The sequence below is a fragment of the Streptomyces sp. NBC_01750 genome (genome assembly GCF_035918095.1).
In the GTDB taxonomy this organism is placed as follows: Bacteria; Actinomycetota; Actinomycetes; order Streptomycetales; family Streptomycetaceae; genus Streptomyces.
This window is the reverse complement of sequence record NZ_CP109137.1, coordinates 8,643,252-8,669,582: the sequence shown is the minus strand read 5'-3', so window position 1 is coordinate 8,669,582 and position 26,331 is coordinate 8,643,252. Positions and strand designations below refer to the sequence as shown.

Below are 26,331 nucleotides of genomic sequence, written 5' to 3'. Positions count from 1 at the left end.
CACCGGCCGGCTGGGGTCAGCTCTCCGGCATCGGGAGGATGGCCAGAGGGAGGAGGCCGGCTTCGACTGCGGCGCGGTCGATCGTCAGACCGCAGTAGCGGCCGACACCGGTGAACACGGCCAGGGGGAGCTGCTTGTGATGCTCCTCAAAGTACTGTCGCTCCTCTTCCTCAGTCGTGTCGGAGTCGTAGTACGCGGAAGGAAACACCGCGCCTGCCGCCCGTAGCGCGGCGTCCAGTGTCGGTGACCACCCGGCGGGCTCGCCGAACTCCGCCTGCCAGGTCCGGTTGTGGTCGCCCGGCGCGTGGAGGATCAGCTGCGGGGGGTCCCAGCTGTTCATCGTCAGGCAGACGATCTCCTCACCAGTGCGCGGCTCCATCGCCGCCACACTCCGGTAACCCGCGTAGAAGGTCGCCATGCCCCAGTCTTCCAGCACATACAGCCAGTCACCGCAGGTGCCGTACATGGCCCAGTTGATATGCGTCTTGTACCCGCCGGAAGGTAAAGCCAGGTCATTGCGGTCTTTGTACAGGTCCTGGCAGTCAAGCTGTTCGAGGTCGGCTCCGAGGCGTACCAGGAAGTCTTCCGTCTCCACGCCGCGGGCTGCTGTCAGCGAAATGCTGCCACGCATTCCGGGCACGCCGCCGTTCGCATCCTTGTAGGCGTTCTCACCGATCCATCGAATTCCGTCAGACATCCCGCCAAACTACCGGCGGACAAAGAGGACCACTGTGAGGAGCGTCATGCTCACCATCGCCGCGGCGGCCATCATCACCGCCGTCACATCGACGATCGGCAGATGACCATCGGCATCACCGGCGGGATCTGGACGACCAACAATGATGGAAGCCGAACGGGAGCAGACCCAGCACGAGTGCGGCAGGCTCCTCGACCAGATCGAGGCCGAGCAGACCGCGACCGAGCCCTCCGGGGCAGTCGCAACAGACTGGCTCATCCCGGCCAAGTGCGTTCACGACGCCGCCCAGCGCGGCCTCCTCGGCGAGGAGCCGGCGCTTCCGGAGACTCCCGGAACCCTGTTCACCCACTAACCCGCTCTGCAGCACAAGGCCCTGGTCCCCCCCTCTTGGGTTCCAGGAGTCGTCGCAAGACCATCCGCGGGCGGGGCATGGAGATGCAAAGTCCGGGTAGCAGGTGCAGCGTCGGGGGCAGTTGGGCGTTTGCAGCGTAAACAAGGAGACCTGTCATGTTGTTGGCCCACCCTGTGGTCCTGAGGAATCTGATCGAGCAGTATCAGACACTGAAGGTGCTGCACGCCGACGCCGGTAGCCCCGAGGTGCAGCAGCGCATGGATGACGTCGCCTATACCTTGTGCGTGTCCACCGGCACCCAGGACGTTGATGCGGCCCTCATCGCCGGCCGCTATCAGCTGCCCGGCGCCCGTCCGGAAGATGACTCGGTACTCGCTGACTGATCCGTATCGCACCATCGGTGACCGGAGCGACGCTTCGGTCCGCAGGCCCGGCCGGTCGTCGCAGCGCCGCAGTGCCTTGTCGAGCGGTCCGCCGGTTCGCCCCGACGTTCCCCGAGCAGGTTGACGTTCTCGCCGAGCGGCATCACAGGTCGAGCGCCGGGCTGACAGGTTGGCTGCGGTCGATCGCCGTGGAATGTGGCGGCTACGCCTTCTCCGTCCTGCAGTTGGACACGCTGGGGGCAGGACACCGGAGCAAGGGCGTTCTCGCTGCATCCGGGCACAGCCGAACTTACCTGGCCGATGCCTTCGCCACGGGGGACGGCCCGCCACCCGTGAGAGCGGCAGGCCCATCAGCGGCGCTGTCGTACTGAAGGCCACGCTCAGGGGGCCGATTCAGCGGCCTCGCGGACAGCCTCGACGTCGACCGTCACATCGACCATGTCACTGACGACCACCCCGCGTCGCTCAACAGCATCGTTCCAATTGACCTCGAAGTCACGCCGGTTGATCCGAGTCCGGGCGGTGAATCCGGCGCGTCGCCTGGGGCCGAGGTCGTGACCCTCTTCCCACCAGGGTGTGTCCCACTGCCCCAGGTAGATCACGTCGAGCGTCACGGGCCGTGTCACGCCACGCACGGTGAGATCTCCGGTGAGCAAGAACTCCGTTGAGCTCAGCTGATGGATGCGCGTCCCGACGAACGTCCATGTCGGATGGTGCTCCACGTCGAAGAAATCAGCGCTGCGGAGATGAGCGTCGCGCTGGGGCTGGCCGGTGTAGACCTGGGTGGCGTCGATCGTCGCTTCGACCCGCGCCTGCTCCGGGTTGTCCGGGTCGACCTCAAGAAAGCCGTGCACGTTCTTCAGGTGCCCGCGCACGTAGGCGACCATCATGTGTCTGGCTCGAAATTCCGCGCTGGTGTGACCGGGCTCGAAGAACCATTTGGTCGTGGCCATGGAGGCTCCCTGGCACAGTGCCCCTTCAGCCAGGGTAGGACGACCGAGGGTCACCCGCCTGCGGTGAGCGACGCGTGACGCGAGACCGGGTCCCTTGGCTGCCTCGAGGACCCGGCGGGACGGGTACTGCGGGCCGCCGAAGTCACGCATCCGGTCTCGGCGCGGCCACTCGCCCCTCAATGTCCGCACTGATCGTTGTGGTGCCATGGATCGCGTCGGATGACCCGTGGAAGCGGAATGAGCCACAACTGCCGTGCAAGGTGCCTTTTCGGCGAGAGTTGACCTCGGCGCGACCGAGCGGCGGAAGCGGGGCCGCATACCGGACGCGATGGGTCCGCTCAAGTCGTTGATCTGCCGGATGTTGCGGCGCGGCCTCGACGCGCCCCGCGAGCCCGTCACACGGTGAACCGGCTCCTCGACCGGCCTGTGTTCGAGTACTCCGCCAATGAGAAGCGGTATCAGGCGGTCCGGGCACTCCGCTCAACTCCGTTCCGTGACCAAGAATGCGCACAACGTGACAGATATGGCCTGAAGCCTCCTTGAGCCGGGCCGGGGAGCGGCAAAGACTTTCTCCTGCGGCAGAGACGGATGACACGCGCCCCGGGCGGGGCTCGCGTACATCAGCCAGGCCCGAAATCTGAGGAGACCACCACATGCCCGACGCTGGGCCTCGAAGTAGCGCACACCCGATAACACTTACCGATGGCACTGCCACCCGGACCCGGGAGCTGACCGACGCTGACCTCGACCCCATCCAGGCGCTGCACCACCGTTGCTCGCTGGGCAGCCGCGCCCTGCGCTATCACGCGGGGAAACTCGAGCTGTCTCGGGCCGGATGGCGGCTGCTGTCCGACCCGGAGCGCGGCACCACCCTGGTCACCACCACCACCCAGCACACGGACCGCATCATCGCCATGACCAACGTCATGCGCACGGCTCAGCAAGGGGTCGGCGAACTCGCCGTGCTGATCGAGGACGCATGGCAGTCCAAGGGACTGGGCACGGCGCTGGCCTCGCACGCGGCCGATGTGGCCCGCCGGGCCGGCCACCACACCCTGACCGCGTCGGTCGCCGCGGTCAACGCACCGATGCTCCACGTCCTGGAGAGTCTGGATGCGCCGCCAACCCGTGCGACAGGGCCCGTCGTGGACATCCACATCTCGCTGTAGCGGCCCCTCGGGCACCGGTTCGAGTCGACCTCCACCCGGGCTGCCTCGGTGGCCGACTCGGCAACAATTGCGCCGCCGTACGGGCGGCGGCCTCCGTGGCGATGCCGGCCTCGGGCCAGAGGAAGTGGAGCAGGCCCCGCGGCCCGCTCGTACTACTACGACGTCACGTGAACATCCCCGCGCGCGAGCACCGGTGTCAGTGGAAGCCGAGCATGCCGGGTGAGTCGATGTCGACGGTGACCACACCAGGCGGGTAGGCGTCCTCGTGGCCGGTCAGGAGGATCGACATGCCGGTGAACTCCGGGCGCGGCAAGGCGCAGTACAGGGCGTGGCACGTGTCGGGGCCGCCGTAGCCGTCGCGGATCATGGTGCCGACGCTGACCGCGGCCACCATGTCCAGCGGGTCGACCGTCACCGAGGAGAATGCGAGGACCCGGCGCGCGGCGCCGTCGTCGTCCGCTTCGGCCTGGGCCAGGCACAGGGCCGGGATGCGCAACTGCTCCCCCGGCGTTCGGGCCATGTTGCCGGCCAGGAGGCCGAGGGCCTTGTGGCCGCCGGCGAGAGCGGCCACGGCGCTGGTGTCGAGGATGATCACGCAGCAGAATCCCGGGCCGTGCGCGCCTTGTCCGCGGCAATCCTGTAGAGATTGCCCAAGACATCGGGGGCCTGGTCGAACTCGGCGTCACTGATGGCGATACCCAGCAGTTGGCGCACCGCCTCACGGTCCGCGGCGAGGCGCTCCGCGCGCTGCGCCTCTGTCGGCTGCTCCGCCGCCAACGCCTCCACCAGCTGCCCGATACTCACACCGCGCTCCCTCGCCAGCTCGGCAAGATGATCACGCGTCTCACGCGGTACCTGAATCGTCGTCGAAGCCATAGAATCACTATAGGACATTTACAGCACAGGGGTCCGGCGTCCACCGCGGCTTGCGCCCGTCCCGGTTGTGGCCGATGCACTCGGTTTCGATGGCCTCACGGTCACCGGGCCGGCGACCCAAGCCGGGGCCGCCTGGAACCGATACGCCCCCGGCGCCCATGGGCGGGGACGCCAGAGACCCGCGCCCTGGCGGCCGGGGCCGCGTGGCTCTTTCCGGATGCCCCGCCCGGCTTCCCACGCACGACCCGCGCGCTACCGCACGTCGACGCAGCGGGCCATCGGCGGGCCCACGTACGCCGCAATTGGATCATGACTGGAATCCGTTCCCGCCGGGCCGCCTTCCGCTAGATATTACTGGCGGGTAGTAGCGTTGTATCCAGCGCGCAATACATACCTGGTCCGATGGAGGGAAATCGCCCGAGCGTCTCGAATCGCCGGGCCAAACAACGGAGTTGTTGTCCGATGTCAGTGATACAAGCGCCGCCGGGCAAGCGCGTCAGCCATCGTGGCTTAGTCGCCACGGAGACCTGGACCGCCCGTCTGCGAACCCTTGATGAGCACCCCTTCTTCTTCGACCATCCGCTCGACCACTTGCCGGCGGGGTTACTCATCGAGGGGGTGACCGAACTGGTCGAACACATCGCCACCACCACTGCCGCCACGACGGTCGGCCCCCGTCCCACCTGGCGGACCCGCACCATGGAGCTGGATTTCGGCAGCTTCGCCGAGAAGGACCTGCCGGTGGAATTCACCGCGCGCGCCCTGCCCGGAACCCCCGGAGGTTGGCGGGTCAGCGGCCGCCAGCGGGGCCGTACGGTGTGTGACGGCAGGGTCTACGCCGAACAGGCGCAGCCCCCGCGCACCCCGGTGCTCCCCGCGCCGCGGGCCGCGGAGGACGACGCGCCCCGCCGGGCCGCCATGGTCGCCCAAGAACTGGTCCACCGGCACCGCCCCGAGAACGTCCTGCTCGCGAGCTACCGCGACCACGGTCCCGGCGGATTCAGCGCCGACCTGCTCTCCCCGCCCCTCGGCCACCACCTGCGCGGGCGTCAGGACCGCGGCGCGGAGTTACGTTCGCTGACCGAACTGGTCGAGGGGGCACGGCAGTTCGTGACCCTGCTGGGCCATGAAGCGCGCCAGGTGGCGTTCGACCGCCGCTATGTCGTCGCCTCGATGAAGGCCTCCACCGCCCGCGCCGTACGGCGCGCCGAGCCGGTGCGGCTGTGGGCCGACACGTTGCCCTCGGTTCACGGGGGCGACGTCCGCGTCAGGTTCAGCGCAAGCGGCCGGGAGGTCGGGGAGGCCGGCTTCAGCGGATACGCGCTCTCCCCAGCCGCGTACCGCAGGCTGCGCGGCACGACAGGGGGCGACGCACGATGAGCCACCCCGACCACACCGACCGCACCGACCGCACCGCCCGCACCGCCCGCACCGCCCGCACCGGCCTGGAGAGTCTCTTCCCGCCCGCCCTGTTCACCGCCGGACTGATCGCCCTGGGCTGGGCTCTGATCCGCGAGTGCGGCCAATGGTCCGACTCCTTGCACCGCGCCCACGCCGTGCTGATCGGCCTCTATCTGCTGTGGACCCTCCTGGAACTGCGGATCACCTTTCGCGCCGCCCCGCACGACAGCGGTGGCGACGACCGCGGCACCATGCAGTGGTACGGAACCGCCCGGGGTGTTGTCGTCGGCACCGCTCTGTTCGTGGGCCCCTGGTGGCACAGTTGGGGTCCGGTCCAGTGGCTGTCGGCCGCCGTCTTCGTCTGCGGGGCCGCGCTCCGCCTGGCCGCGATCCGCCAACTGGGCCGTTTCTACTCGCACAAGGTGCGCACCCTCGGCGATCACCAGGTGGTCCGCAGCGGCCCGTACCGGATGGTGCGCCACCCCGCGTACGGCGGCATGGTGCTGGCGCACGCCGGCTTCGTCGGTGTCTTCGCCAATCCGCTGAGCGTGGCCGCCCTGCTGGCTCTGCTCGTTCCCGCCGTGGTGCTCCGCATCCGCGCCGAGGAACAGACCCTGATGGACCTGCGGGGATACGCCGACTACGCGCAGCACCGCAAGCGGCTGATCCCGGCGGTGTGGTGACCCGTGACCACCACCCGAAACCGTACCCGTCACCCCGCCGGGGCCCTCGTGCCGCTGCTGGCCGAGGCGCGGATGACCCCGGAGAACTCCGGGCACAAATTCGCCCGGCTCGCGCGGATGCGTGAGGCCGGACTGACCGTTCCCGCCTTCTTCGTCCTGTCGGTGGACTGGCACCGCCGCGTCACCGAACCGCTGCGCCCGCAGATCGACGCCCTGCTGCGGTCGGCGGACTTCACCGAGCCCGATTCGTTACGAGCCGCCGCCGGGCGGATCCGCGAACTGTACGCCGCCGTACCCCTGCCGGAGGACCTGGAGCAGGGGATGCTCGCCGCCTTCGACAAGGTGATCGGCCCCGACGCGCCGGCCGCCGTACGCGCCTGCACCGCGGGCGCCCACGGCGAGGACTCCGCCCAGGACCCCTTCGCCGGACTCAGCGACAGCTTCCTCCAGGTGCGCCGCGCTTCCGTGACGGACCGGGTCCGGGCCTGCTGGGCCTCGGGACACAACGCCGAGGCCCTGCTCTACCGGCACGCCCGCGGCCTGCCACTGGACGCCGACGGCATCGACGGCGCCGACGGCATCGATGTCGCCGTCGGCATCCAGCAGATGGTGCCCGCGGAACGCTCCTTCGTGATGTTCACCTGCGACCCCAGGACCGGAGCCGCCGACACCGTGATCGCGGCCGGCCTCGGCCTGGGCGAGGGCGTGGTGCAGGAGAAGGTCGGCGTCGATCACTACTTCCTGCGCGGTCCGGAGCAGCGGGTGGAACGCGTCATCGCCGCCAAACCCGAACGCCTCGCCCCCGATCCGCAGCGCCCCGACGCCGGACCCGTACCGCAGCCCGTACCGCCGGAACTGCGCGACGCCCCCGTACTCGAGGACCAGCAGCTGAGCGAACTGGCCGGACTGGGCCGCACCGTACAGAAACTCTTCGGCGGGCAGCCGCAGGACATCGAGGGCGCGATCACCGCCGATGGCCAGGTGCACCTGGTGCAGTCCCGCCCGGTGGCGCTGGATCTGACCCTGCGCCGGCTGTGGAGCCACGCCAACATCACCGAGAGTTTCCCCGGCGCCACCACCGCGCTGACCTACTCCTTCGCGCAGAAGTTCTACCGGTCGATCTTCTACGACCTCTACCGGAGGCTGGGCGTGCCCGCCCGCACCCTCCACGACAACGACCCGTACCTGGAGCGCATGATCGGGCTGCACCGCAACCGGATCCACTACGACCTGGATTCCTGGTACCGCCTGCACGGACAGCTCGCCGTCTTCCCGTACTTCCGGGCCTCCTGGGAGTCGATGATGGGCCTGGCCGAGGGCAGCGGGCCCAAGGCGGCACCGCGTCCCTCCCCCGCGCGGCTGGCCCGGTCGATGGCCGGGGTGGTACGGCTGATCGCCGGTCATGGCAGGGCCATGGCCGCCTTCGAGATCTGGTGGGAAGCACTGATCGCCGACCGCCGGGGCGCCGACTGGTCCGCGCTCGATCCGCTGGCGCGCATACAGGACCACCGCGAGGTGTGGCGGCAGGTCGGCAACCACTGGGGCGTCACCCTGATCAACGACTCCGTGCTCAGTACCACTGCGGGCATCACCGGGAAGCTGCTGGAACGATGGGTGCCCCATGAAGGCCCCGGCCTGCTCAGCGACTTGCTCTGTGGGGACGAGTCCAACCGCAGCAGCGAGGCGGTGATGTCGGTGCTGCGCCTGGCCCACGCCATCCGTAGCGACCCCCGGCTGTCCGCCGCGCTCCGCGCTGACCCGGATCCGGGCCCGGCCCTCTGGGAGGCCGTACGGGACGGCGTTTACGGAGAGGCCTTCCGGGCGGCGGCACTGGAACACCTCGACCGGTACGGCGACCGCGGCCTGCAGGAACTCAAGATGGAGCAGCCCAATCTGCGGCAGACCCCCTGGGTGCTGCTGCGGATGGCCGGCGAGTACGCCGCCACCACCCTCGACGGGCCCACACTGCGCGCGACCGAACTCCAGGTGCGCGCCGCCGCCGAGGAGCGTCTGACGGCAGCGCTCGGCGCCCGCTCGCCAAGGCTGCGGCTGCTGCGCACGCTGCTGGCCGCACTGCGGCGCAGCATCGGCCACCGGGAGAACTCCCGCTACTTCCGCAGCGAACTGTTCGGCTACAGCAAGGCCATCTTTGTCTCGCTGGGTGAGGACCTCCACGCGCGCGGCGTGTTGCGCGCCCCCGTCGACGCCGTCCACCTCACCCAGGACGAGCTCTTCGGCTGGTACGACGGCAGCGGGGTCAGCGGTAGCCTCCAGGCCCTCGCCGACGCGCGCCGGGGGGAGTACCAACGGCCCGGGCCGGACCTCCCGATCGGCTTCAGCACCCTCGGCCCGGTACGCGACCAGCTCCCCGACGGCCCGGCCACGGGGCCGCAGCACGAAAGGCACGGCGACGGAGAACTCTCCGGCCTGGGCTCCAGCGGCGGAGTGGTCCGCGGCACCGCGCGGGTGGTGCTCGACCCGCACCGGCCCGTCGAACCCTGCGAGGACCTGATCCTGGTTGCCCGGGAGACCGACCCTGGCTGGCTCTTCCTGATGCTGGGGGCGAACGGCCTGATCGTGGAACGCGGCACCCTGCTCTCGCACACCGCCATCACCGGCCGCAAGTTCAACATCCCCACGGTGGTCGCCGTCGCCGGCGCCACGACCGCCATCCCCGACGGCGCCCTGATCGAGATGGACGGTTCCACCGGCCGCATCAAGATCCTGGCGCCGCCTCCCCCTGCGGCGGCCCCGGACCACGGCGGGGAGGCGAGCCGATGAGGACGGCAGTCTCTCTCGCCCGGTTCACCATGCAGGTGTTCACGCCCCATGTGTACGTCACCTACGCCACCTTGTGGGTGCTGTCCTTGGAGGCCGCCGCCGCGGCCACCACCCACACGCCCTGGCACCCCGGCGCCGGCACCGCCGTACGCTGCGCTTCGGCCGTACTGGTGCTGTTCTACCTGCGGGTCGTGGACGAGCAGAAAGACCTCGACTACGACCGGGAACACAACCCGGACCGCCCCCTGGTGCGGGGCACGGTCACCGTTGCCCAACTGCGCGGCGCCATGGCCGGGGTGGCCGTACTGCTCCTCGCGCTCAACGCGCCGCTGTCCCCGCTCTCCCTCATCCCGCTCGCCGTCGGCCTCGGCTACGCCTGGCTGCTGGTGGTGGTGGAACGGCGGTCGGCCCGGGTCAGGGACGGCCTCCTGCTCAACCTCGCCGTCACCCACCCCGTGCAGCTGCTGCTGAGCGCGTACGTGTACCTCTCCCTCACCGACTCCACCCCTGTCCCTGCCCGTTGGACGGCGTTGCCGCTCCTGCTCGTCTTCGCCTGCGTCTTCCTGCACTTCGAGTTCGCCCGCAAGACCCGCTGGCACAACGAACCCGGCTCCCGGATGTACTCCGGCGTGATCGGCCCGGTGCCCAGCGCCCTGGTGGCGCTGGGCTGGGCCGTCCTCGCCGCCGTGCTGGCCGCGGCGCTGCTGCGCGACCCCCGGGCGCTGCTGCCGTGCGTCCTGCTGGCCTTCCCCGGCGCCGCGGCGCTGCGCTTCCTGCGCCGCCGTGCCCCTTCCTGGCCGGTGCCCGCCGCGATGGTCTTCGTGGTCGGCTTCCTGCTCGCATTGCTCACCTCGGCGCTGCTGATCCAGGCCGCCGAGCCCGGAGGTATCTGATGACGACCGTGCTGATCACCGGTGCCGCCGGCTTCGTCGGCAGCGCCGTCCACCGTCAACTGCGCGGTGACTCGGCGGAGTTGCGGCTTCTGGTCCACCGCAGGCCACCGGAAGAGGACAGCGGCGCCCGTCTCGTCCCCGGCGACCTCACCCGCCCGGACACACTGCGCGGACTCTGCGAAGGTGTGGACACCCTGGTCCACCTCGCCTGCACCGTGGACGAGGACGACCCCCAAGCCTGTGAACTGGTCAACGACCGGGGCACCGTCGCGCTGATCGCCGAGGCGCGCCGCGCCGGGGTTCGGCGGATCGTCCACCTCAGCACCGCCGCCGTCTACGGCGAAGGCCCGCACCGCGGCGCCGCCGAGAACGACCTCGTACCGGCCCCGGTCTCCGCCGTGAGCCGGACACGGCTCTCCGGGGAGAGCGCGGTCCGCGCGGCCCGAGGCGTCGTGCTGCGGCCGATGTTCGTGTACGGGCCTGGCGACCGCTGGCTGATCCCGCAGCTCGCCCGCACCCTGACCGCGCTTCCGGTCTCCGTCGACGGCGGTCGCGCCCGGCTCTCCCTGGTCGCGGTCGAGGACCTGGCGTCGGCGATCGCCGCGCTGGCCCGCGCCGACTGGGCGCCCGTGCCCGGCGGCGAGGTCTTCCACGTCAACCACCCCGAGCCGGTCGCGGTACGGGACCTCGCGGCGGCCCTCACCCAACACCTCGGCGTCCCCGGCCCCCAGGCCGACATCAGCTATGCCCAGGCCCGTCAACTCCTCACAGGCCGGCCCCGCGAGCTGCGCCACCTCTCCTTGTTCGGCCAGGACCACCACTACGACAGCAGCGGCGTCTGGCGGCGCACCGGCCATACCCCCGGCGGCTTCGCCGCCCGTTTCGCCGCCGCCGCGCCCTGGTACCGAGCCCATCTCGCCCCTCTCGCCCCGCCGGGGGCCGCGGCCGCCGGCCCGTCGGAATCCGAGACGCCGTGACCCCCACCGCCACCACCACCGAGACCGCCACCGCCCGCCGCGCCCCCGCGGCCCCGGGGGCGCTGCCCCTGCTCGGACACGGTCCGGCGCTGCTGCGCCGCCCCCTGGACTTCCTCTGCTCCCTGCCCGCCACCGGCCCGGTGGTACGCATCCGCCTCGGCGGTCTGCCCGCCTACGTCATCAACGACGCGGACCTGGTCCGCAGCGTGCTCGTCGGCGAGGCAGGCCGCTTCGACCAGGGGGTGATGATCGAGAAGGTGCGCCCACTGCTCGGTTCCGGGGTCGGCACCGCCGACGGTGCCGAGCACCGCAGGCTGCGCCGCCTGATGCAGCCCGCCTTCCACAAAGTCCGGATCGCACGCTACGCGGCCACCATGACCGCCGTCGCCGCCGAACGCACGGCCGCCTGGCAGCCCGGCCGGACCCTGCGTATCGATGAGGAGATGAACGAACTCGCCCTCACCACCGTCGCCAGGGCCCTTTTCTCCTCCGATCTGGGCGCGGACGCCATCACCGAAGTGCAGCGCTCACTGCCGCTGATCCTGGACGAGATCCCCCGCCGTGCCATGCTTCCCGACGCCCTCCTGCGGCTGCCCACCCCCGCCAACCGCCGCTTCGACCGGGCCGTACGACGGCTGCGCTCGGCCACCCGCCACGTGGTGGACGCCGCCCGCGCCGACGGCACCGATCACGGCGACCTGCTGTCCGTCCTGCTGCTCGCCGAGGACGAGGCGACCGGAGCGCGGCTGACCGACGACCAGATCCACGACCAGCTGGTCAACATGCTGGTCGCGGGAACCGAGACCACCGGCGCCACCCTCGCCTGGACCTTCCACGAACTGGCCCGCAACCCCGCCGTCGAACACCGCCTCCACCAGGAGACCGACAAGGTCCTCTCCGGACGCCCGGCGGTCTTCGAGGACATCCCGCGCCTCCCCTACGCCGTGCGGGTGGTCCAGGAGGCGCTGCGCCGGTATGCGCCCTGGATCATCCTGCGGCTCTCCCCGGGCGAGGTCCTCCTCGGCGACGTGTGCATACCGGCCGGCGCCACCGTGCTGTTCAGCCCGTACGTCCTGCATCACCAGCCGGAGTTGTACCCCGACCCGCTCGCCTTCGACCCGGACCGGTGGCTCCCCGAACGCGCCGCGAAGCTGCCCAAGTGCGCGTCCATCCCCTTCGGCGCGGGCAGCCGCCAGTGCCCGGGCAATGTCTTCGCCCTCACCCAGGCCGTGATCCAGGTCGCCACCATCGCCGCCCGCTGGCGCCTCCACCCGGCCGAGGGCGGCCCCCGTGTCCGCGAACTCGCCCGCGGCGCGGTCGTCCACCCCACCGCCTTGCCCATGCGCTGCCTCCCACGCGAGCATCCGTATGCGCGGGAAGGCGACTGGAACCCGATCACGGCCTGACAACGTCAGCCGGCGCCTCTTTGCGCCGCCAGATGCCGTCGCGTGTGCGGTCCGGGGGCGGCGCACCCGCCTCCCGCCCGGGCAGCACTTCGCCCCACCCGTGACAACACCGGGCGGGGCGAAGTGATCAGGGTCCCGAATTCGCCGAGGGCACCCCGGACGGTTCGAGGCCCTCGCAAACACCCCTGGCGACGCGGTCTCACGTCCGGTCGAGAACGATGGAGTTGATCGGTGTGAAATCGAGCTGAATGCCCATTCGCGGCAATATTTGCTTGGTGCACCCTACGCCGTTGTACCCGGTGCACGTCTCAACCCACGCGTTGAGCGACGAACTCGGAGTCTGGTTGTTCACCAACCAGTGGAGACCGAATTTGTTGCTCAGGTTGTGGGCCCCGTAGCTCCAGTAGATGTCCGTAATCCTGCTGGGGTCGAGTCCGTCCCAACCCTTGCTCGCGTCCTGGGCGTAGAGGCAGGCCGCCCCGGCCGGGCACCCGTAGTACGAGTCAGTGGCGGTCCACGCCGCGGCCGTGCCGGCACCACCACTGCCGCTGACCGCGAGGGCGGAGGCACCGGTCATCAGATGACCGGAGCCGGCGGACTGGGCGGTGCCCGGGCGCGCGCCGGCCGTCTGGCCGGATGCGGCCGTGGCGGCGCCCATCCCGAGCGTGAGCAGGGACGCCGTTCCCAAGGCGGCTAATGCGACTGAGAGTTTACGTTGGGTGATCTTCATCGATTCCCCCTGGTCAACAGCCGCCGACGGCGGCCACGCCTGCTTGCACGGTCTGGGCGAGCAGCTGAACTCGGCCGCTCCCGTCCGGTCCATCCCATGCTGAACCACCCTGGAGGTCACGGCACAGCCTTTCGACGGTGCTCGAAACGTTCGCACATTGACCCTCGATCGATCACATCCCTGACCATCCATCAGGCCCTTGAACGCTGCACCCTCAAGAAGAAGAGGGGCCGTGCGGAGCTATTCCATGCCCGCGACAGCCATCTCACCCAGCAGCGACCAGTCGTCTTGCGGGATCTTTGCGTTCACGATCCGGGGTGTCTCGGCCAGGTGGCTCGGCAGAGTCCGCTGCGCGCTCCTGAAGTGCTCGGACTGCACGTGCGAAGCGCCGGCATCGTCGTCCCGGAAGGCCTCGACCAGCACGTACTCCGTGGGGTCCTCAATGCTCCGCGACCATTCGAACCACAGGCAGCCCGGCTCACCGCGCGAACCGGCGGTGAAGTCGGCGACGATCTCAGGCCACCGGTCGGCGTACTCAGGGCGGACCTTGAACTTAGCCGTAATGAAAATCATGGGATTCCTCTCGCTGGACTGTCCACAGCCTCGGGAGTGGACACCGGGTTTCATGCGACGCGTGTCAGATTACGTGATGTGATCATCCACGTTCGAACTCGTCCCGGGGTGAGGTCGCCCATCGCCGGAGTGGCGTCAACCACCAGTTGTCGTTGACCAAGGCTCGGCCGTGCACGTTCGGGGGGCATCGGGCTACGCGAACCGGGCGGTGAGTATCAGCTGCCGAGCCAGGGTCTCGTAGCGCCGTGGCCGCGGCGGGCTCGCTGCAGCCAGGTGGCCAGCTTGATGCGTTGCGCTCACCACCACTGAGCTCCGTCGCCGGCTGGCCGGCAGGGCCGCCGCGCGACTGCAGACTGCTGGCGCAGGCCGGCCGGGCGCGTGCCCGAGTGGCCGCAGCGGCCACCCAGACCGTCGGCACCCTCGCCAACAGCGCCGAGCAGGTCGGCAGACGACTGGCCGCTGCCTACCGGCAATCCCACCCCTCCGCACGTGTCCGCATCCGCGAGGCCGACCCGACCGACCCGACCACCGGACCGCGGGCCGGCCTCGTCGACGCGGCCCTGGCCCGGGCACCGTTCGACGACAACGGCATCAGAACCCGCGTGCTGCGGTCGGACCCGGTCGGCGTGGTCCTATGCGCCGACGACTCGCCCGCCGACCGCGACAGCCTGAACTTGGACGATCGCGCCGACCGCCGATGGTTCCGGTTCCAGACGGCGCAGAGGACCCAGTGCGGCGGGCCTTCTGGACGGGCCCGTCAGACGCCGGCCGCGACGGCCCCATCGTGCGAACCATCCACGACATGACTGTTGGTCAGTGGCGGCTGCGGCGTGCGGTTGTCTTGCGGTAGCCGAAGGGGCCGGGAAGGTCCACTGAGGTCGTGCGCCGACCTGTAGACGAGTAAGTACGCCTGGCACCATCGCCCTTGCTGAGCGTGATGGACACCGACTTACGGTTGACGTTGAGGCGGACGCCCGGGAATATCCGGAAGCTCTTACGGAAGGTGACGGGCACGGTGTGCTCCTTTCGTTGATCGTTCGTCTTCCCGGACTTCCCGTCATTACGCGGTTCGGTGCCGCGGCGGAGTCTCGCCAACGCTGCCCGCGGGGCAGCTGCTCGGGTTCACAGCTCGAGGACATCGCCCCTCATGTCCGCTTCCACCTCACCAGGAAGCACATCGAGGCCGGGGGCAGCTGTCACTCGTGCCGGGTGAAGTCGTCAGCCAGGGCGCGGACTTGGGGAGGTTCGTACAGTCCAACGGGTCGGCTGGGACAAAACTCACCACCGTGCAGCAATGGATGTGCGAACACGCCCTTGGCATCTCACCCACCAAGGAGGACGAGAAACCAGCGCCGCGGCGCAGCCACTCCGAACACGCGCCGACCGTGATCAACGGGCCCGCCGACCGTCAGATCGGCGGGCCAGGACGATCCCGGCGTCCTGTGCGGCTCTCCGAGGGGAGATGCGCACTGCGCCCCGGGGGCAGGGCGACGGGCATTGGGTCACTCCTGGGCCAGCCACAGGTCGGGGCCGAAGATTTCGTAGTGGATGGCGGAGGCCGGCACGCCTCGCTCGAGGAGTTGGGTGCGCACTTCCCGCATGTACGGCAGCGGCCCGCAGAGGTAGGCGCAGACGCCGTCGGGGAGCTCGATGCCGGACAGGTCCACCAAGCCGGTGCGGTCGGCAGGCCAGTCGCCCTCCGGCTGCTCGTACCAGGTGTGCGCGGAGCCGTCGGCGAGCTTGGTGATGAGCCGCTCCTGATCGGCGCGCAGGGCGTGGTCGGCGGGTGAACGGTCGGCGTGAACGGCGATGACCGGAGCCTGGTGCCCGCGGTCCACGAGATCCTCCAGCATGGCGACCATCGGCGTGCAGCCGATGCCGGCCGAGGCGAGCAGTATCGGCGCGGCCGTGTCATCGAGGACGACGTCACCGTAGGGAGCGGACACGGCGATCAGGTCGCCTTCGTGGACGTGGTCGTGGAGGTGGTTGGAGACTTCGCCGAGCGGGGCGGGGCCGCCGTGCAGCCGCTTGAGGGTGATGGAGCGTTCTGGGGAGCCAGGGCCGTTCGTCAGGCTGTACTGGCGGATCTGGCGTGCTCCGTCGGGCAGTTCGACCTGGACCGAGACGTACTGGCCGGCCTTGAAGGCCGGGGCGGGGCGGCCGTCGGCGGGCCGCAACCGGAAGGTGGCCACGTCCACGGTCTCCTGGTCCCGGGCGACCACCTCCCACTGCCGCCAGGCCGTTCCGAGCAGCACGCCCTGCTCCGCGTACAGGCGACGCTCGATCTCGATCAGGGAGTTGGCCATCAACCAGTAGACCTCGTCCCAGGCTGCGGCCACCTCCTCGGTGACGGCGTCGCCGAGGACCTCCTCGATGGCGGCGAACAGGTGGGTGTGCACTATGCGGTACTGCCCGGGGCTGACGCCGAGTGAGGCGTGCTTGTGAGCGATCCGGTTGAGCAGGGCGTCCGGGCGGCTGTCCGGCTGCTCCACCAGGACGGTGGCGAAGGCGGCGATGGCACCGGCCAGAGCCTGCCGCTGGGCACCGGCAGCCTGGTTGCCGCGGTTGAACAGATCGCGCAGGAGCTCGGGGTGTGCGGCGAAAAGCTTCCTGTAGAACAGCTCGGTGATGGTGCCAAGGGCTCCGCCGACCGCGGGCAGGGTGGCGCGGACGGTCTCGGCGGACTTCTGCGACAGCATGTACGCTCCAAAGTGGTATTTGAAATTCGCATTTACGGGTGTGTGAAAACCCCGCGTCTGCGGGGCAGGACAAGGCGGACGTGGAAGCGGAAGCCCTATCCGGACAGGCCGGGGCCGCGCCCGACGAGCCCCAGCAGCACGGGGCCGGTGGGCGACTCGACCAGGTTCGCAAGGGTCAGCGGATCAAGCGAGGCATAGAACGCCTCTTGAGCCTGCCGCAAGGCCATCCGCAGCCGACAGGCTTGGCGTAGCGGGCACGGCACATCACCCTCGCACTCGACGACCTCGCCGGCCCCCTCGAACTCCCTGACCAGGTGCCCGACCGAGACCGTACGGCCGTACGGGGTGAGCGTCAGCCCTCCCCCGCGCCCCCGCCGCGTCTCGACCACACCGAGGTGCTGCAACTGGGCGACCACCTTCGCGAGGTGGGTGTAGGGCACCCGCATCTCCTCGGCGATCTGCCGAGCGGTGCCCAGCTCCGCGCCGGAGACCGCCAGCCGCATGACCGCGCGAAGCGCCAGGTCCGTTGCCTTCGTCAACCGCATAACGTCACGCTAGATAATGCGATTCTTAAATGCAACTTTGAGTGGCGTGTCCGTCGCCACACCGTGGAGGGGTGATGCAGGGGCATGCAGTGCGGCGATCGTGGCGCCTGGCCGCGCAGCGACCAACCCGGTGCGCGTCGTCGGCATGTCAGCCGACGATGCATGGGTGAAGCAAGAAGGGCCCAGCGTTGGATCGGTTCAGTTCTCTGATGGATGCTCGAAGGGGAGGTCCTGGAAGAGCACGTGCTCAGGCTCGATGAGTGACACGATGGCTCTACGCATGGGGAAGTCGCCGCCGATGTAGCGATTACTCATCCGGTCCATGATCGCGATCGCTTCCTCGCCCTCGATCTCCACGGCCACCCGGCCACGGATCACCGCGCTGCGGTACGGGTTGTGTTCGTCGCATACCGAGATTCCCACCCGACCGTCCCGACGCAGGTTTCTGAGCTTGAGATTCTCCTGCGCGGAGAAGATCGCAAGGCGGTCCCCCTCGACGGCGATCCACACCGGCGAGACGTGGGGCGCGCCGTCACGCATCAACGTCGCGACGTGAGCCATGTTTCGGCCGGTGAGCAACTCGCGTACCTCTGAGGAAAGTTCAGCCACTTTCCGAGCATAGCGATCACCGCCGTTCCACGGCCGCTGACACACCCGAGTGAAGCAATCACGTGTTCGACCAACACATCGCCGTGCAGGCGCTGCTGGGCGACGTACCGGCGCAATGCACCGAGGGCGCGACAGTGGAACCGCCGCCCCACGAACACCCACGAGGATCCGCAGTCTTCCCACGGGTTGCGATCCCGGCACCGTGCCCGGACGGCCGGTGAGTCCCACCCCACGGCTTCCGGCCACCTACTCCGGGTACTCCTGGGCCCGGGTGCTGGGGCAGCGCACGGCGAGGGCCGCGATGTCGTCTTCGAGTCTGCCGCCGCTATAGCGGAGCAGGTCCCGGTGAAGCCGGTCGAGCAGCTCGCGGGGCGGCGCCGGGCCTTGCCGTCGCATCCACTCCGGCAGGGGGAAGAACTCTCCGGTGCGGTCCCGGGTCTCCGTTACTCCGTCGGTGTAGAGCAGCAGCTGGTCGCCCGGGGCCAAGGCGATGGTATCGACCCAGTAGCGGTCTCCGATGAGCGTCGCGAGGTTGAGGGGCGGCGAGGCAGTGGTGGGCTCCAGGACGCGGATCTCCCCATGGTGCACGAGCAGCGGCGGGGGGTGCCCGCAGTTGAGGAGTCTGACCTGGCCGCTGCCGTGCGTGATCTCGGCGAGAACAGCGGTGGCAAAACGCTCCGGCAGGTCCTGGCCGGGGAACGCGGCGCTGTAGCGGGCGATGCTGATCTCCAGGCGATGGACGATGCCCCTCAAATCGGGCTCGTCGTACGCGGCCTCCCTGAAGCAGCTGATCACCGCCGAGGCCGCCCCCACCGCGGGCAGGCCCTTGCCGCGCACATCGCCGATGAGCAGCCGGACCCCGTACGGCGTGTCGGCCGCCTCATAGAAGTCGCCACCGATCCGGGCCTGCTCTTGGGCCGCCAGATACAGCGACTCGATCTCGACGTCCTCGATGAGGCGCGGCAGGGGGCGCAGCAGCACCTTCTGGGCCGCGTCGGCGACAAGCCGGACGTGGAAGAGGATCTCCTCCCGCTCGAGTCGGACATGGCTTGCATACGCGGCCGCCAAGGTAACCGCGACGATCGCGGCCGCCGTGTACGGCGTCCCCAGGTCGGTGTAAAAGAAGCTGAGGCCGATCATGACCAGCAGGCAGAACGTCCCCAGCAGGATCGTGGGGAAAACGGGCCACATCGCGGCGGCAAGGGCGGGTGCGGCGGGCAGGAGGCGGCTGAAGGCGATCTCCCTCGGTGTGGAGAACGCCAGGCCGGCGATGAGGACGGTAACAATCACCGGTGACAGCAGGGCACCGTCCCACCGGCCGCCGTAGGGGGCATGACGGCGCCGCAGCCGTCCGGACATGATCACAAAGTGCATCATATCGGTCAAAGCGCGCATGGGGCTTCGATGGAACACGCAACTCATGCGCGGCGATCAGCCGCGTGAACCGCGGATATGCGGTCCATTCGATCGAGATCACCATCCCCGCCGCTGCTCGGCCGCGCCGTGATGGCGCAAAGCTCGCCCGGGCCGCCTTCCCTCTGCACCGGCCGCACGGTCAGTGACATGATCCTGTGAAGAGTGTTGGGCCGGACTTCACGACCGCTGGCAACGCGCGGCACATCCGTTCAGCGATCGATGGAGGCCACCGAGAAAGGGCAGCCGACCATGCCGCTCGGCGTCATACCGACTGCCGGACCAGTTGCTCAGTAACGACGCATCGCTACTGATGCCTCTGACGTGGAGCCACTCATGACCACACCGCGTGACCTGTTGTTCGTCGCCATGGACATGGAGTCCAGTCGCCCTGTGGAGCAGGGGGATCTGTCGCTCGCGCTCGCGGGAGCCGAGGTGATCGACCTCCTCGGAGCCGAGGCCATCAGCCTGGACGGCGATCACATCGTGCCAGGCCATCGGCCGACAATGGATGATCGCCTGTTGGATGAGGCCGCGTCGTCGCTTGATCGACAAGCGATGCATGAGTCGGTCGGCGACTGGCTGTGGCGCAGAGGTCGCGGCCTGTCCTCGGCCTATGTGGCAGCCCTTGAGCAGGACGGCCAGGTCACTCGGCAACGCGGACGCGGGCCCTTCCGGACCGGGCAGACGGTCCTGGTCGATTCGCCCGCTCGCCGCCGGGCGACGGACCGATGGACATCGGATGAGCCCGTCCTCGCCGCCCTTGCCGCCGCCGTCGGGATTGTGGACAAGCGGACGGAAAGTTCTCCGAGCCTAGACGACGACGCGGTGGCGACAGTTCTGGCGGCCGTCAATGACGCGGTGGTGGAACTGGAAGCCGTCCGGCAACGGCGAGCCGTCGAAGACGCGGCCTTCGACAACATTTGGCGAGGCCAATGACGAAGGCGCGCTGATGGCGAGGCCCGCCACCAGCCTCATCACAGACTCCTGGCTTCCCAGATCGGCAACGGGCCGGCCGCGAAGTTCCGGGCGTGGTGGTGAGCGGCCACGATACTTCCGGCGGCCACAGACCCGCGGCGGCCGGAAGCCGCTACGCGGCCCCCCTCGGCGACCCGAGTCGCCGACCGTCGGGCTCGCGACTTCCATAGATGCCGATGCAGCCCCTCCCGGGAGACGATGGGGGGAGGCAGAGCCACGCAAGCCGAGCCGCGGGCTCTGATGGGCGCCCTGACACCCCTGGGCGGCGGCGTGTGCAGTGAGGAGGGCCTGGGATGTGTGCAGCCGAGTCCTTGCGGACCGGTCCCGACACGGCGGGCGTCGCTCCCACCGCGTCCGGTGGCCTCCTCGATGTGCTGAGCGTGGCTGCCGTTCTCCTTGACGCCGAAGGCAGGATCGATCTCTGGAGCCCGCAGGCGGAGGACCTGTTCGGCTACAGCGCCGACGAGGCTCTCGGCGAGTTCGCGGGCCGCCTGCTGGTCCATGAGGACCACCTGGAGACGGTGCTGAACCTGTTCGTCCAGGTCATGGAGGGTGGTGGCAGCTGGGCCGGAGTCTTCCCCGTCCGGCACAAGGACGGCAGTACCCGGCTGGTGGAGTTCCGCAACATGCGGCTGCAGGACGACCAGGGTGACTACTACGCCCTGGGTCTGGCCACGGATCAGGCAACACTGCGGCAGGTCGAACGGGACCTGGCATTGTCCGCGCGACTGGTGTCCCAATCACCCATCGGACTGGGTGTACTGGACACCGACCTTCGGTACGTCTCCGTCAACCCGGCGGAGGAGCGGATGAACGGCGTGCCTGCCGCCGAGCATGTGGGCCGCCACGTCCATGAGGTGCTGCCCTTCCTGGACGACTCCTTCGAGGCGACGATGCACGAGGTACTGGCTACCGGCACCCCGGTCATCGACCAGTACACCGTCGGCCGCACCCCGGCCGACCCGGACAACGAGCATGCCTGGTCGATCTCTTTCCACCGGCTCGAAGCGCCCAACGGGAAGGTGCTCGGGGTGGTGACCTCCAGCGTGGACGTCACCGAGCGGCACCGTGCCGTCCAGGAACAACGCCGCACTGTGCTCACCCTCCAGCGCAGCCTGCTACCCCGCTCGCCACCGCAGCGGCCGGGGCTGGCTGTCGCCTCCCGGTACCTGCCGGCCCAGGCTGCCAGCGAGATCGGAGGCGACTGGTTCGACGTCATCGCGCTCGGTGGCGACAAGACCGCCCTCGTTGTCGGTGATGTCATGGGCAGCGGCGTCAGCGCCGCCGCCAGCATGGGCCAGCTCCGTACCGCCACCCGCACCCTGGCCGGCCTCGACCTCGACCCCGCCCAGGTCCTCCAGCAACTCGACCACATTACCGAGGACCTGGAGCAGGACACGATCGCCACCTGCGTCTACGCCGTATACGACCCGCACGGCGCCCAGTGCCGCATCTCCCTCGCCGGCCACCTGCCCCCAGCCCTCCTCCGCCTTGACGGAAGGCACGAACTGCTCGAGCTGCCCACCGGAACCCCACTGGGCGTCGGCGACACCGACTTCCACACCACCACACTGGCCCTGCATCCGGGCGATCAGCTCGTCCTGTACACCGATGGACTGGTCGAGAGGCGCGACCAGCCCATCGACGCCAGCCTGGACACCCTGCTCGCCCTCCTGGACGACCCCCACCGCTCCTTGGACGAAACCTGCGAGCTGCTCCTGCACACCCTGCGCCACCCCGGCGACCACGACGACGTCGCTCTGCTCATCGCCCGAGTCCTACCCTCCGTGATCAGCCAAGACGGCACACAGCCGCCCGCTCCCTGAGAACTCTCAAGGAGCGAAGGGGCGCTCTGCTCAGACGACGAGCTCGCCGATGCCCAGCATGTTTCCCTCGCTGTCACGGAACCAGGCACCGCGTTCACCCCGTGCGCCCTTGCTCGGGTAGTTCCCCTCGATCTCGGCGATCCCGCCCCTCGTTCGCAACCCGGGTACGTCAACCTCTTCGAACACCACGCCGCGCCGTTTGAGTTCCGACACGACTGTCTCGATGTCGTCGACCTCCCACCCCATCTGAGTGAAGGTGCCGGGCGAGGCTCCCGTCGACAGGAACAGTGCGAAGTCCGCGCCTGCGCACCGATAGAGCAGCCCACCGGGCCGTTCATCGACGGGCTCCAGACCGAGCTGCTCGGAATAGAAACGCCGCGCCCGGTCCAGGTCCTGGGCCGGAAGCCTGGTCGCTACACGTGCCCGGGCCAGAAGGTTCCTGTCATCTGCGTTCATAGCCCCACTGTGCCGTGAGGAGTGGACGGAGAGGCGTACCTGCCCCCCGCCCCGCCATGTCGCGCAGCGGCCGCCTCTGGTCCCGGTGCCAGGCCTTTCCGCGCCCCCTGAGGAACCAGAGGTCCTGGCAGGGCTGGGCCTTCATTTCGTCCCGAGGGTCGGTCAGATGGGGTCTGCGGTCAGCGTGTTGCGCCTTCGGCAAGAGACCGCGCCGGGATGCGGCGCACCTCACCCCGGAAAAGACTAGGAGCATATTTTCCGTTCCGGCTGCCGCCCGCTTCTTCTTCGATTGAGGTTCCCGGTGAATCCGATTGGTGATGCCTGTTCGTCCCAGCAGATAGGCCAGGAGCCTGTCCCGCCCGACCCGGACAGACACGGCGAGACCGCCGCCGGCCGGGGGCGGATACACCGGGCGCTGGCTTGGGCGGCTGCGGGCATGCTGCTCACGGGCTGCTTTGCTGCCGGTCAGAACGGAGCCGGTGACCGGGGTGGACGTTCCCCGGTGGAGAGCCAGGCGCCGGTGACGTCGGGTAAGGGGGAGCCGGCCAAAGCGCCGTCAAGCAGCCGCAGCCCCGGCACACGGACGCCGGCTCCGATGGATGTCAAGCGTGCGCTCGCGCGTTCCATCGAACCGATCCGAACGCGGAGCGGCACTCAGATCTCGGTCGCTGTTCTGGAACCCAGGAACGGTCGGCGAGCGGTGTACGGCTCGCAAGCGCACGTCACCGCAAGCCTCGTGAAGGTGAATATTCTGGCGGCCCTGCTGCTACGCGCCCAGCGCGAGAGGCGGCCGCTCACCCCGTGGGAGGAATCGACCGCCGCTTCGATGATCCGGAGCAGCGACAACGCCTCCGCCAATGCCCTGTGGGACCGGATCGGCGGCGGTCAAGGACTCACTGACGCCAACAGAACCCTGAGGCTGACCTCCACCCAAGCCGGGTCGGGCCCCCACTGGGGGCTCACCCGGACCACCGCGGCGGACCAGCTGGCCCTGCTGTCCGCAGTGTTCGACGACCATTCACCGCTGAACCGAGCCTCACGCGACCTGATCCAGACCCTCATGGGCCACATAGACGCCGACCAGGACTGGGGGGTGTCCGCGGCAGGCAGCCGTTGGCAACTCAAGAACGGCTGGCTGCCGCGCCCCGACTCCCAACGCTGGGCAATCAACAGCATGGGACGGGTGAAAGCACACGGGAGCACCTTCTACCTCGTGATCCTCTCTCAGGGCAGCTCGAGCATGTCCCACGGCATCTCCGCCGTGGAGCAGGCAGCGCAGTCAGCCGTACGTGTCCTTTGCAGCACACCCCCTCCTGTGTCCCCGATCATCCGCTGACCTCTGCCCTGTCGGCCCCTGCCTCGGGAGAAGCAGGGGCCGGGTGGGCGACCTCCAGCGGTCAGGGCCCGCCGGTGCAGCCCCTCGGCCGGCACGGCGTACAACCGCAGCGGCGACGGGGTGGGCGCGGTTCCAAGGAGTCCGAACGGCGTATCGGTGATCGCACCCGCGACGGCAGGGCACGGGGTCATAATCTACTTGTGGAAACCGAACACGGGGTGCATCTGACCAGCCAGAAGGGCCCGTTACCGGAGCCGAATCCTCCGGTACCGTCCTGGCCGGTGTGGCGGGCTGATTTTCCCGTCACCGCCCCGGACGGACATCCGTACCTGCTCGCCACGGTGCGGATGACTGTTCCCTCCGGCAGGCACTGGCAGCGCCACCGGCTGGTCGAAAACCATGACCTGCACACCCGCCTCGTCCCCCTGCTGGGCGTCCTGCCGCTGAGTCACTCCTTTCTGCAGGAGCCACACGGTGGACAGAAATGCCGCTTCCACGACCCTGCCGTGAAGGTGTGGCAGGACAGCGACCCCGACCGCTGGCCCCACACCCTCTACCGCCGGTTCGCCGCCGAAGACGGACATCGCCAGGGGCTCGGTGAAGTCACCGTCACCCTCCGCCTCGAAACCCAGGGCGGCCACGTCCAGCAGGCAGCGCGGACGGTCAGCGAGTGCAACGTCCGCGCGGACGGCCGCCTCATACTCGCCCAACTCCCCCACGACGCCCTGCCCACCGGCATCTGACCGCGGCTCGGTGCCCCGGATATCTGCGGGGGCACATCGGCACAGTGCTGCTCGATGGCGCTCAGGCCCGCCGGTACCGACGCGCCCGTGCTTCGCCGCGCGGCCGGTCAGTCTTCGTGGCTCGAGAGGACCTCCTTGACTTTGGCGATGGCGAAGCCCCAGCCCTGCGCCACGTTCGGCTTCCCCGGCACGGCAATCTCCTCGGGGTTCGTCAGCATGTCCAGCACGACCGGGCCCGGGGTGCCGAACGCCCGGCGCACACTGTCGTGCAGATCGGCAGGGTCGGTGACACGGATGCCGGTCAGACCGAGCGCGGTGGCGACCGCGGCGAAATCGGGGTTGTGGAGTTCCGTGCCGAATTCGGGCAGACCCGCCTGTTCCTGTTCGAGCTTGACCATGCCCAGGCGGCGGTTGTCGAAGACCACCAGCTTCACCGGCAGCCGGTACGTATGGATCGTTATGAGGTCGCCCAGCAGCATGCTCAGCCCGCCGTCCCCGCAGAAGGCGACGATCTGGCGGTCGGGCGCCCAGAGTTGGGCTCCGAGCGCCTGCGGCATGGCATTGGCCATCGAGCCGAGGTTGTACGAACCGATCAGGCGCCTGCTGCCTCGCATAGTGACGAAACGGGAGAGCCAGACGGTGGCCATACCGGTGTCGGAGGTGAAGACGGCGTCCTCGTCGGCATACCTGTCCACGGCGGCGGCCAGTGCCTCGGGGCGGATCTCGTGGTCGCGATTGTCCAGAGCCGCCCGCAGCTTCCCGGTCCAGCGGCGCTCGTGACCGGGGTCGGCCAGGCGCTGCTGTCCTTCCTGCCAGTGTGCGAACCGTTCCCGCGCGTCGACCAGGTGAGCGCGGTCGGCGGTCCCCTTCAGCAGCGGCAGCAGGGCCCGCAGCGTGGCCCCGACGTCTCCCGCCAGGCCCACGTCCACGGGCACCCGGCGGCCCAGGTGCTCCTCACACTTGTCGATCTGGACGACCTTGCATCCTTTCGGGTACCAGTCCCGGTAGGGGAAGTCGGTGCCCAGCATGAGGAGCACATCGCCGCTGTCCAGCGCGTGAGCGGCGGCAGGATTGCCGATCAGGCCGGTCTGACCCACCTGGAAGCAATTGTCGTCCTCGAAGCCCTCCTTCGCCTTGAGTGTGAGCACCATGGGCGCGGCGAGCTGGTCGGCGAGCCGGAGCGCCTCGGTGCGTGCGTCGCGCGCCCCGCGGCCGACGAGCAGGGTGACGCGGGAGGCGGCGTTGAGGAGTTCGGCGGCCTCGGCGACGGCCGGGTCGTCCGGCCGGGAGACGGGGCGATCGAGGGCGAATCGTGCGGGCCGGTCGTCGCTCAGTTCCTGGTCGCCCAGATCGCCGGGCACGGTCAGTACGGCCACTCCCTGCCGGCTGATCGCCGCGCGTACGGCGGACTCCAGCATCCGCGGCATCTGCTCCGGGGAGGTGACGGTGGCGCGGTAGACGGCCACGTCACGGAAGAGCAGGTCGTTGTCGACTTCCTGGAAGTAGTCGCTGCCGATCTCGGCGAGGGGCACCTGGCCGCAGACGGCGAGGACGGGGGTGCGGCTCTTGGCCGCGTCGTAAAGTCCGTTGAGGAGGTGTACGGAACCAGGTCCTACGGTGCCCATGCACACGCCGAGGGTTCCCGAGAGCTGGGACTGCGCTCCGGCGGCGAAGGCCGCCGCCTCTTCGTGACGGCAGCCGACCCAGGTCAGGCCATCCGTGGTGCGGATGGCGTCAGTCAGCGGATTCAGCGCGTCTCCGACAACTCCGAAGACGTGCTGGACGCCCAGATCTTTGAGTGCGTCGACGATCACATGGGCGACGGTTCGTGCCACAGGAGTGTCCTCCGGTC

27 protein-coding genes are annotated in these 26,331 nt (G+C 69.3%); 14 read left to right on the top strand and 13 right to left on the bottom strand.

Going from position 1 to position 26,331, the window contains the following annotated elements; genetic code table 11:
* Nucleotides 1-16: 16 nt before the first annotated feature.
* Nucleotides 17-697, bottom strand: coding sequence for a hypothetical protein (locus OG966_RS39070; RefSeq protein ID WP_326654869.1), 681 nt, complete (start codon nt 695-697; stop codon nt 17-19).
* Between the two features lie 142 nt (nt 698-839).
* Here OG966_RS39070 and OG966_RS39065 point away from each other — a divergent pair, with 142 nt between their 5' ends.
* Together OG966_RS39065 and OG966_RS39060 are read left to right on the top strand one after the other, a co-directional pair.
* On the top strand, nt 840-1,049 hold the full coding sequence (locus OG966_RS39065; RefSeq protein WP_326654868.1) for a hypothetical protein: 210 nt from the start codon (nt 840-842) through the stop codon (nt 1,047-1,049).
* Nucleotides 1,050-1,204: 155 nt separating this feature from the next.
* The gene (locus OG966_RS39060; RefSeq protein ID WP_326654867.1) at nt 1,205-1,432 is read left to right on the top strand and encodes a DUF5133 domain-containing protein; all 228 of its coding nucleotides are present in this window, start codon (nt 1,205-1,207) and stop codon (nt 1,430-1,432) included.
* A gap of 380 nt (nt 1,433-1,812) precedes the next feature.
* Here OG966_RS39060 and OG966_RS39055 read toward each other — a convergent pair whose 3' ends face one another.
* Nucleotides 1,813-2,385 (bottom strand): YceI family protein, encoded by a 573-nt coding sequence (locus OG966_RS39055; RefSeq protein ID WP_326654866.1) that lies wholly within the window; start codon nt 2,383-2,385, stop codon nt 1,813-1,815.
* Nucleotides 2,386-3,038: 653 nt separating this feature from the next.
* Between OG966_RS39055 and OG966_RS39050 the strand changes: the two genes are divergently transcribed.
* Nucleotides 3,039-3,554 (top strand): GNAT family N-acetyltransferase, encoded by a 516-nt coding sequence (locus tag OG966_RS39050; protein ID WP_326654864.1) that lies wholly within the window; start codon nt 3,039-3,041, stop codon nt 3,552-3,554.
* 196 nt (nt 3,555-3,750) lie between these two features.
* On the opposite strand, the gene OG966_RS39045 is transcribed toward OG966_RS39050, so the two are convergent.
* A complete protein-coding gene (locus OG966_RS39045) occupies nt 3,751-4,149 on the bottom strand; it encodes a hypothetical protein (RefSeq protein WP_326654863.1) in 399 nt (132 codons plus the stop codon).
* Nucleotides 4,146-4,430, bottom strand: coding sequence for a hypothetical protein (locus OG966_RS39040; RefSeq protein WP_326654862.1), 285 nt, complete (start codon nt 4,428-4,430; stop codon nt 4,146-4,148). Before OG966_RS39040 ends, OG966_RS39045 begins: the two co-directional genes overlap by 4 nt.
* Before the next feature lie 462 nt (nt 4,431-4,892).
* On the opposite strand from OG966_RS39040, the gene OG966_RS39035 reads away from it, so the two are divergent.
* The 6 genes from OG966_RS39035 to OG966_RS39010 are packed head-to-tail and all read left to right on the top strand — an operon-like array spanning nt 4,893 to nt 12,571.
* A complete protein-coding gene (locus tag OG966_RS39035; RefSeq protein WP_326654861.1) occupies nt 4,893-5,810 on the top strand; it encodes an AfsA-related hotdog domain-containing protein in 918 nt (305 codons plus the stop codon).
* A complete protein-coding gene (locus OG966_RS39030; protein ID WP_326654860.1) occupies nt 5,807-6,514 on the top strand; it encodes a methyltransferase family protein in 708 nt (235 codons plus the stop codon). Before OG966_RS39035 ends, OG966_RS39030 begins: the two co-directional genes overlap by 4 nt.
* Nucleotides 6,515-6,517: 3 nt before the next feature.
* Entirely contained in the window at nt 6,518-9,295 is a 2,778-nt protein-coding gene (locus tag OG966_RS39025; protein ID WP_326654859.1) for a PEP/pyruvate-binding domain-containing protein, read from the top strand.
* The gene (locus OG966_RS39020; RefSeq protein WP_326654858.1) at nt 9,292-10,188 is read left to right on the top strand and encodes a hypothetical protein; all 897 of its coding nucleotides are present in this window, start codon (nt 9,292-9,294) and stop codon (nt 10,186-10,188) included. The genes OG966_RS39025 and OG966_RS39020 overlap by 4 nt, the downstream gene beginning before the upstream one ends.
* Nucleotides 10,188-11,165: an NAD-dependent epimerase/dehydratase family protein gene (locus tag OG966_RS39015; protein ID WP_326654857.1), complete on the top strand. Its 978-nt coding sequence runs from the start codon at nt 10,188-10,190 to the stop codon at nt 11,163-11,165. Before OG966_RS39020 ends, OG966_RS39015 begins: the two co-directional genes overlap by 1 nt.
* A complete protein-coding gene (locus OG966_RS39010; RefSeq protein WP_326654856.1) occupies nt 11,162-12,571 on the top strand; it encodes a cytochrome P450 in 1,410 nt (469 codons plus the stop codon). The genes OG966_RS39015 and OG966_RS39010 overlap by 4 nt, the downstream gene beginning before the upstream one ends.
* Nucleotides 12,572-12,770: 199 nt before the next feature.
* Here OG966_RS39010 and OG966_RS39005 read toward each other — a convergent pair whose 3' ends face one another.
* Nucleotides 12,771-13,301 carry a hypothetical protein gene (locus tag OG966_RS39005; RefSeq protein WP_326654855.1) on the bottom strand — a complete coding sequence of 177 codons (531 nt, stop codon included), beginning with the start codon at nt 13,299-13,301 and terminating at the stop codon, nt 12,771-12,773.
* A 240-nt stretch (nt 13,302-13,541) separates the two neighbouring features.
* Nucleotides 13,542-13,874 (bottom strand): putative quinol monooxygenase, encoded by a 333-nt coding sequence (locus OG966_RS39000; RefSeq protein WP_326654854.1) that lies wholly within the window; start codon nt 13,872-13,874, stop codon nt 13,542-13,544.
* A gap of 290 nt (nt 13,875-14,164) precedes the next feature.
* Between OG966_RS39000 and OG966_RS38995 the strand changes: the two genes are divergently transcribed.
* Nucleotides 14,165-14,680, top strand: a complete 516-nt coding sequence (locus OG966_RS38995) for a LysR substrate-binding domain-containing protein (RefSeq protein WP_326654853.1) — start codon at nt 14,165-14,167, stop codon at nt 14,678-14,680.
* A gap of 7 nt (nt 14,681-14,687) precedes the next feature.
* Here OG966_RS38995 and OG966_RS38990 read toward each other — a convergent pair whose 3' ends face one another.
* The 5 genes from OG966_RS38990 to OG966_RS38970 all read right to left on the bottom strand — a co-directional run bounded on the left by OG966_RS38990 (nt 14,688) and on the right by OG966_RS38970 (nt 19,092).
* Nucleotides 14,688-14,888 (bottom strand): DUF4236 domain-containing protein, encoded by a 201-nt coding sequence (locus OG966_RS38990; RefSeq protein WP_326654852.1) that lies wholly within the window; start codon nt 14,886-14,888, stop codon nt 14,688-14,690.
* Between the two features lie 488 nt (nt 14,889-15,376).
* Nucleotides 15,377-16,573 carry a globin domain-containing protein gene (locus OG966_RS38985; RefSeq protein WP_326654851.1) on the bottom strand — a complete coding sequence of 399 codons (1,197 nt, stop codon included), beginning with the start codon at nt 16,571-16,573 and terminating at the stop codon, nt 15,377-15,379.
* 95 nt (nt 16,574-16,668) lie between these two features.
* Nucleotides 16,669-17,118, bottom strand: coding sequence for an RrF2 family transcriptional regulator (locus tag OG966_RS38980; protein WP_326654850.1), 450 nt, complete (start codon nt 17,116-17,118; stop codon nt 16,669-16,671).
* Between the two features lie 198 nt (nt 17,119-17,316).
* On the bottom strand, nt 17,317-17,727 hold the full coding sequence (locus OG966_RS38975; RefSeq protein WP_326654849.1) for a PPOX class F420-dependent oxidoreductase: 411 nt from the start codon (nt 17,725-17,727) through the stop codon (nt 17,317-17,319).
* A 246-nt stretch (nt 17,728-17,973) separates the two neighbouring features.
* Complete coding sequence (locus OG966_RS38970; protein ID WP_406730222.1) at nt 17,974-19,092, bottom strand: PP2C family protein-serine/threonine phosphatase; 1,119 nt, start codon at nt 19,090-19,092, stop codon at nt 17,974-17,976.
* Nucleotides 19,093-19,476: 384 nt separating this feature from the next.
* Here OG966_RS38970 and OG966_RS38965 point away from each other — a divergent pair, with 384 nt between their 5' ends.
* Nucleotides 19,477-20,079: a GOLPH3/VPS74 family protein gene (locus tag OG966_RS38965; protein WP_326654848.1), complete on the top strand. Its 603-nt coding sequence runs from the start codon at nt 19,477-19,479 to the stop codon at nt 20,077-20,079.
* A gap of 332 nt (nt 20,080-20,411) precedes the next feature.
* The gene (locus OG966_RS38960) at nt 20,412-21,944 is read left to right on the top strand and encodes a SpoIIE family protein phosphatase (protein WP_326654847.1); all 1,533 of its coding nucleotides are present in this window, start codon (nt 20,412-20,414) and stop codon (nt 21,942-21,944) included.
* 30 nt (nt 21,945-21,974) lie between these two features.
* Here the strand turns inward: OG966_RS38960 and OG966_RS38955 are convergent, their stop codons facing one another.
* Complete coding sequence (locus OG966_RS38955) at nt 21,975-22,400, bottom strand: VOC family protein (protein ID WP_326654845.1); 426 nt, start codon at nt 22,398-22,400, stop codon at nt 21,975-21,977.
* 436 nt (nt 22,401-22,836) lie between these two features.
* On the opposite strand from OG966_RS38955, the gene OG966_RS38950 reads away from it, so the two are divergent.
* Both OG966_RS38950 and OG966_RS38945 read left to right on the top strand, forming a co-directional pair.
* Nucleotides 22,837-23,736 (top strand): serine hydrolase, encoded by a 900-nt coding sequence (locus tag OG966_RS38950; protein WP_326654844.1) that lies wholly within the window; start codon nt 22,837-22,839, stop codon nt 23,734-23,736.
* Between the two features lie 200 nt (nt 23,737-23,936).
* Nucleotides 23,937-24,479 (top strand): hypothetical protein, encoded by a 543-nt coding sequence (locus OG966_RS38945; RefSeq protein ID WP_326654842.1) that lies wholly within the window; start codon nt 23,937-23,939, stop codon nt 24,477-24,479.
* Between the two features lie 107 nt (nt 24,480-24,586).
* Here OG966_RS38945 and OG966_RS38940 read toward each other — a convergent pair whose 3' ends face one another.
* A complete protein-coding gene (locus OG966_RS38940; RefSeq protein WP_326654841.1) occupies nt 24,587-26,314 on the bottom strand; it encodes a thiamine pyrophosphate-dependent enzyme in 1,728 nt (575 codons plus the stop codon).
* Between the last annotated feature and the right edge of the window lie 17 nt (nt 26,315-26,331).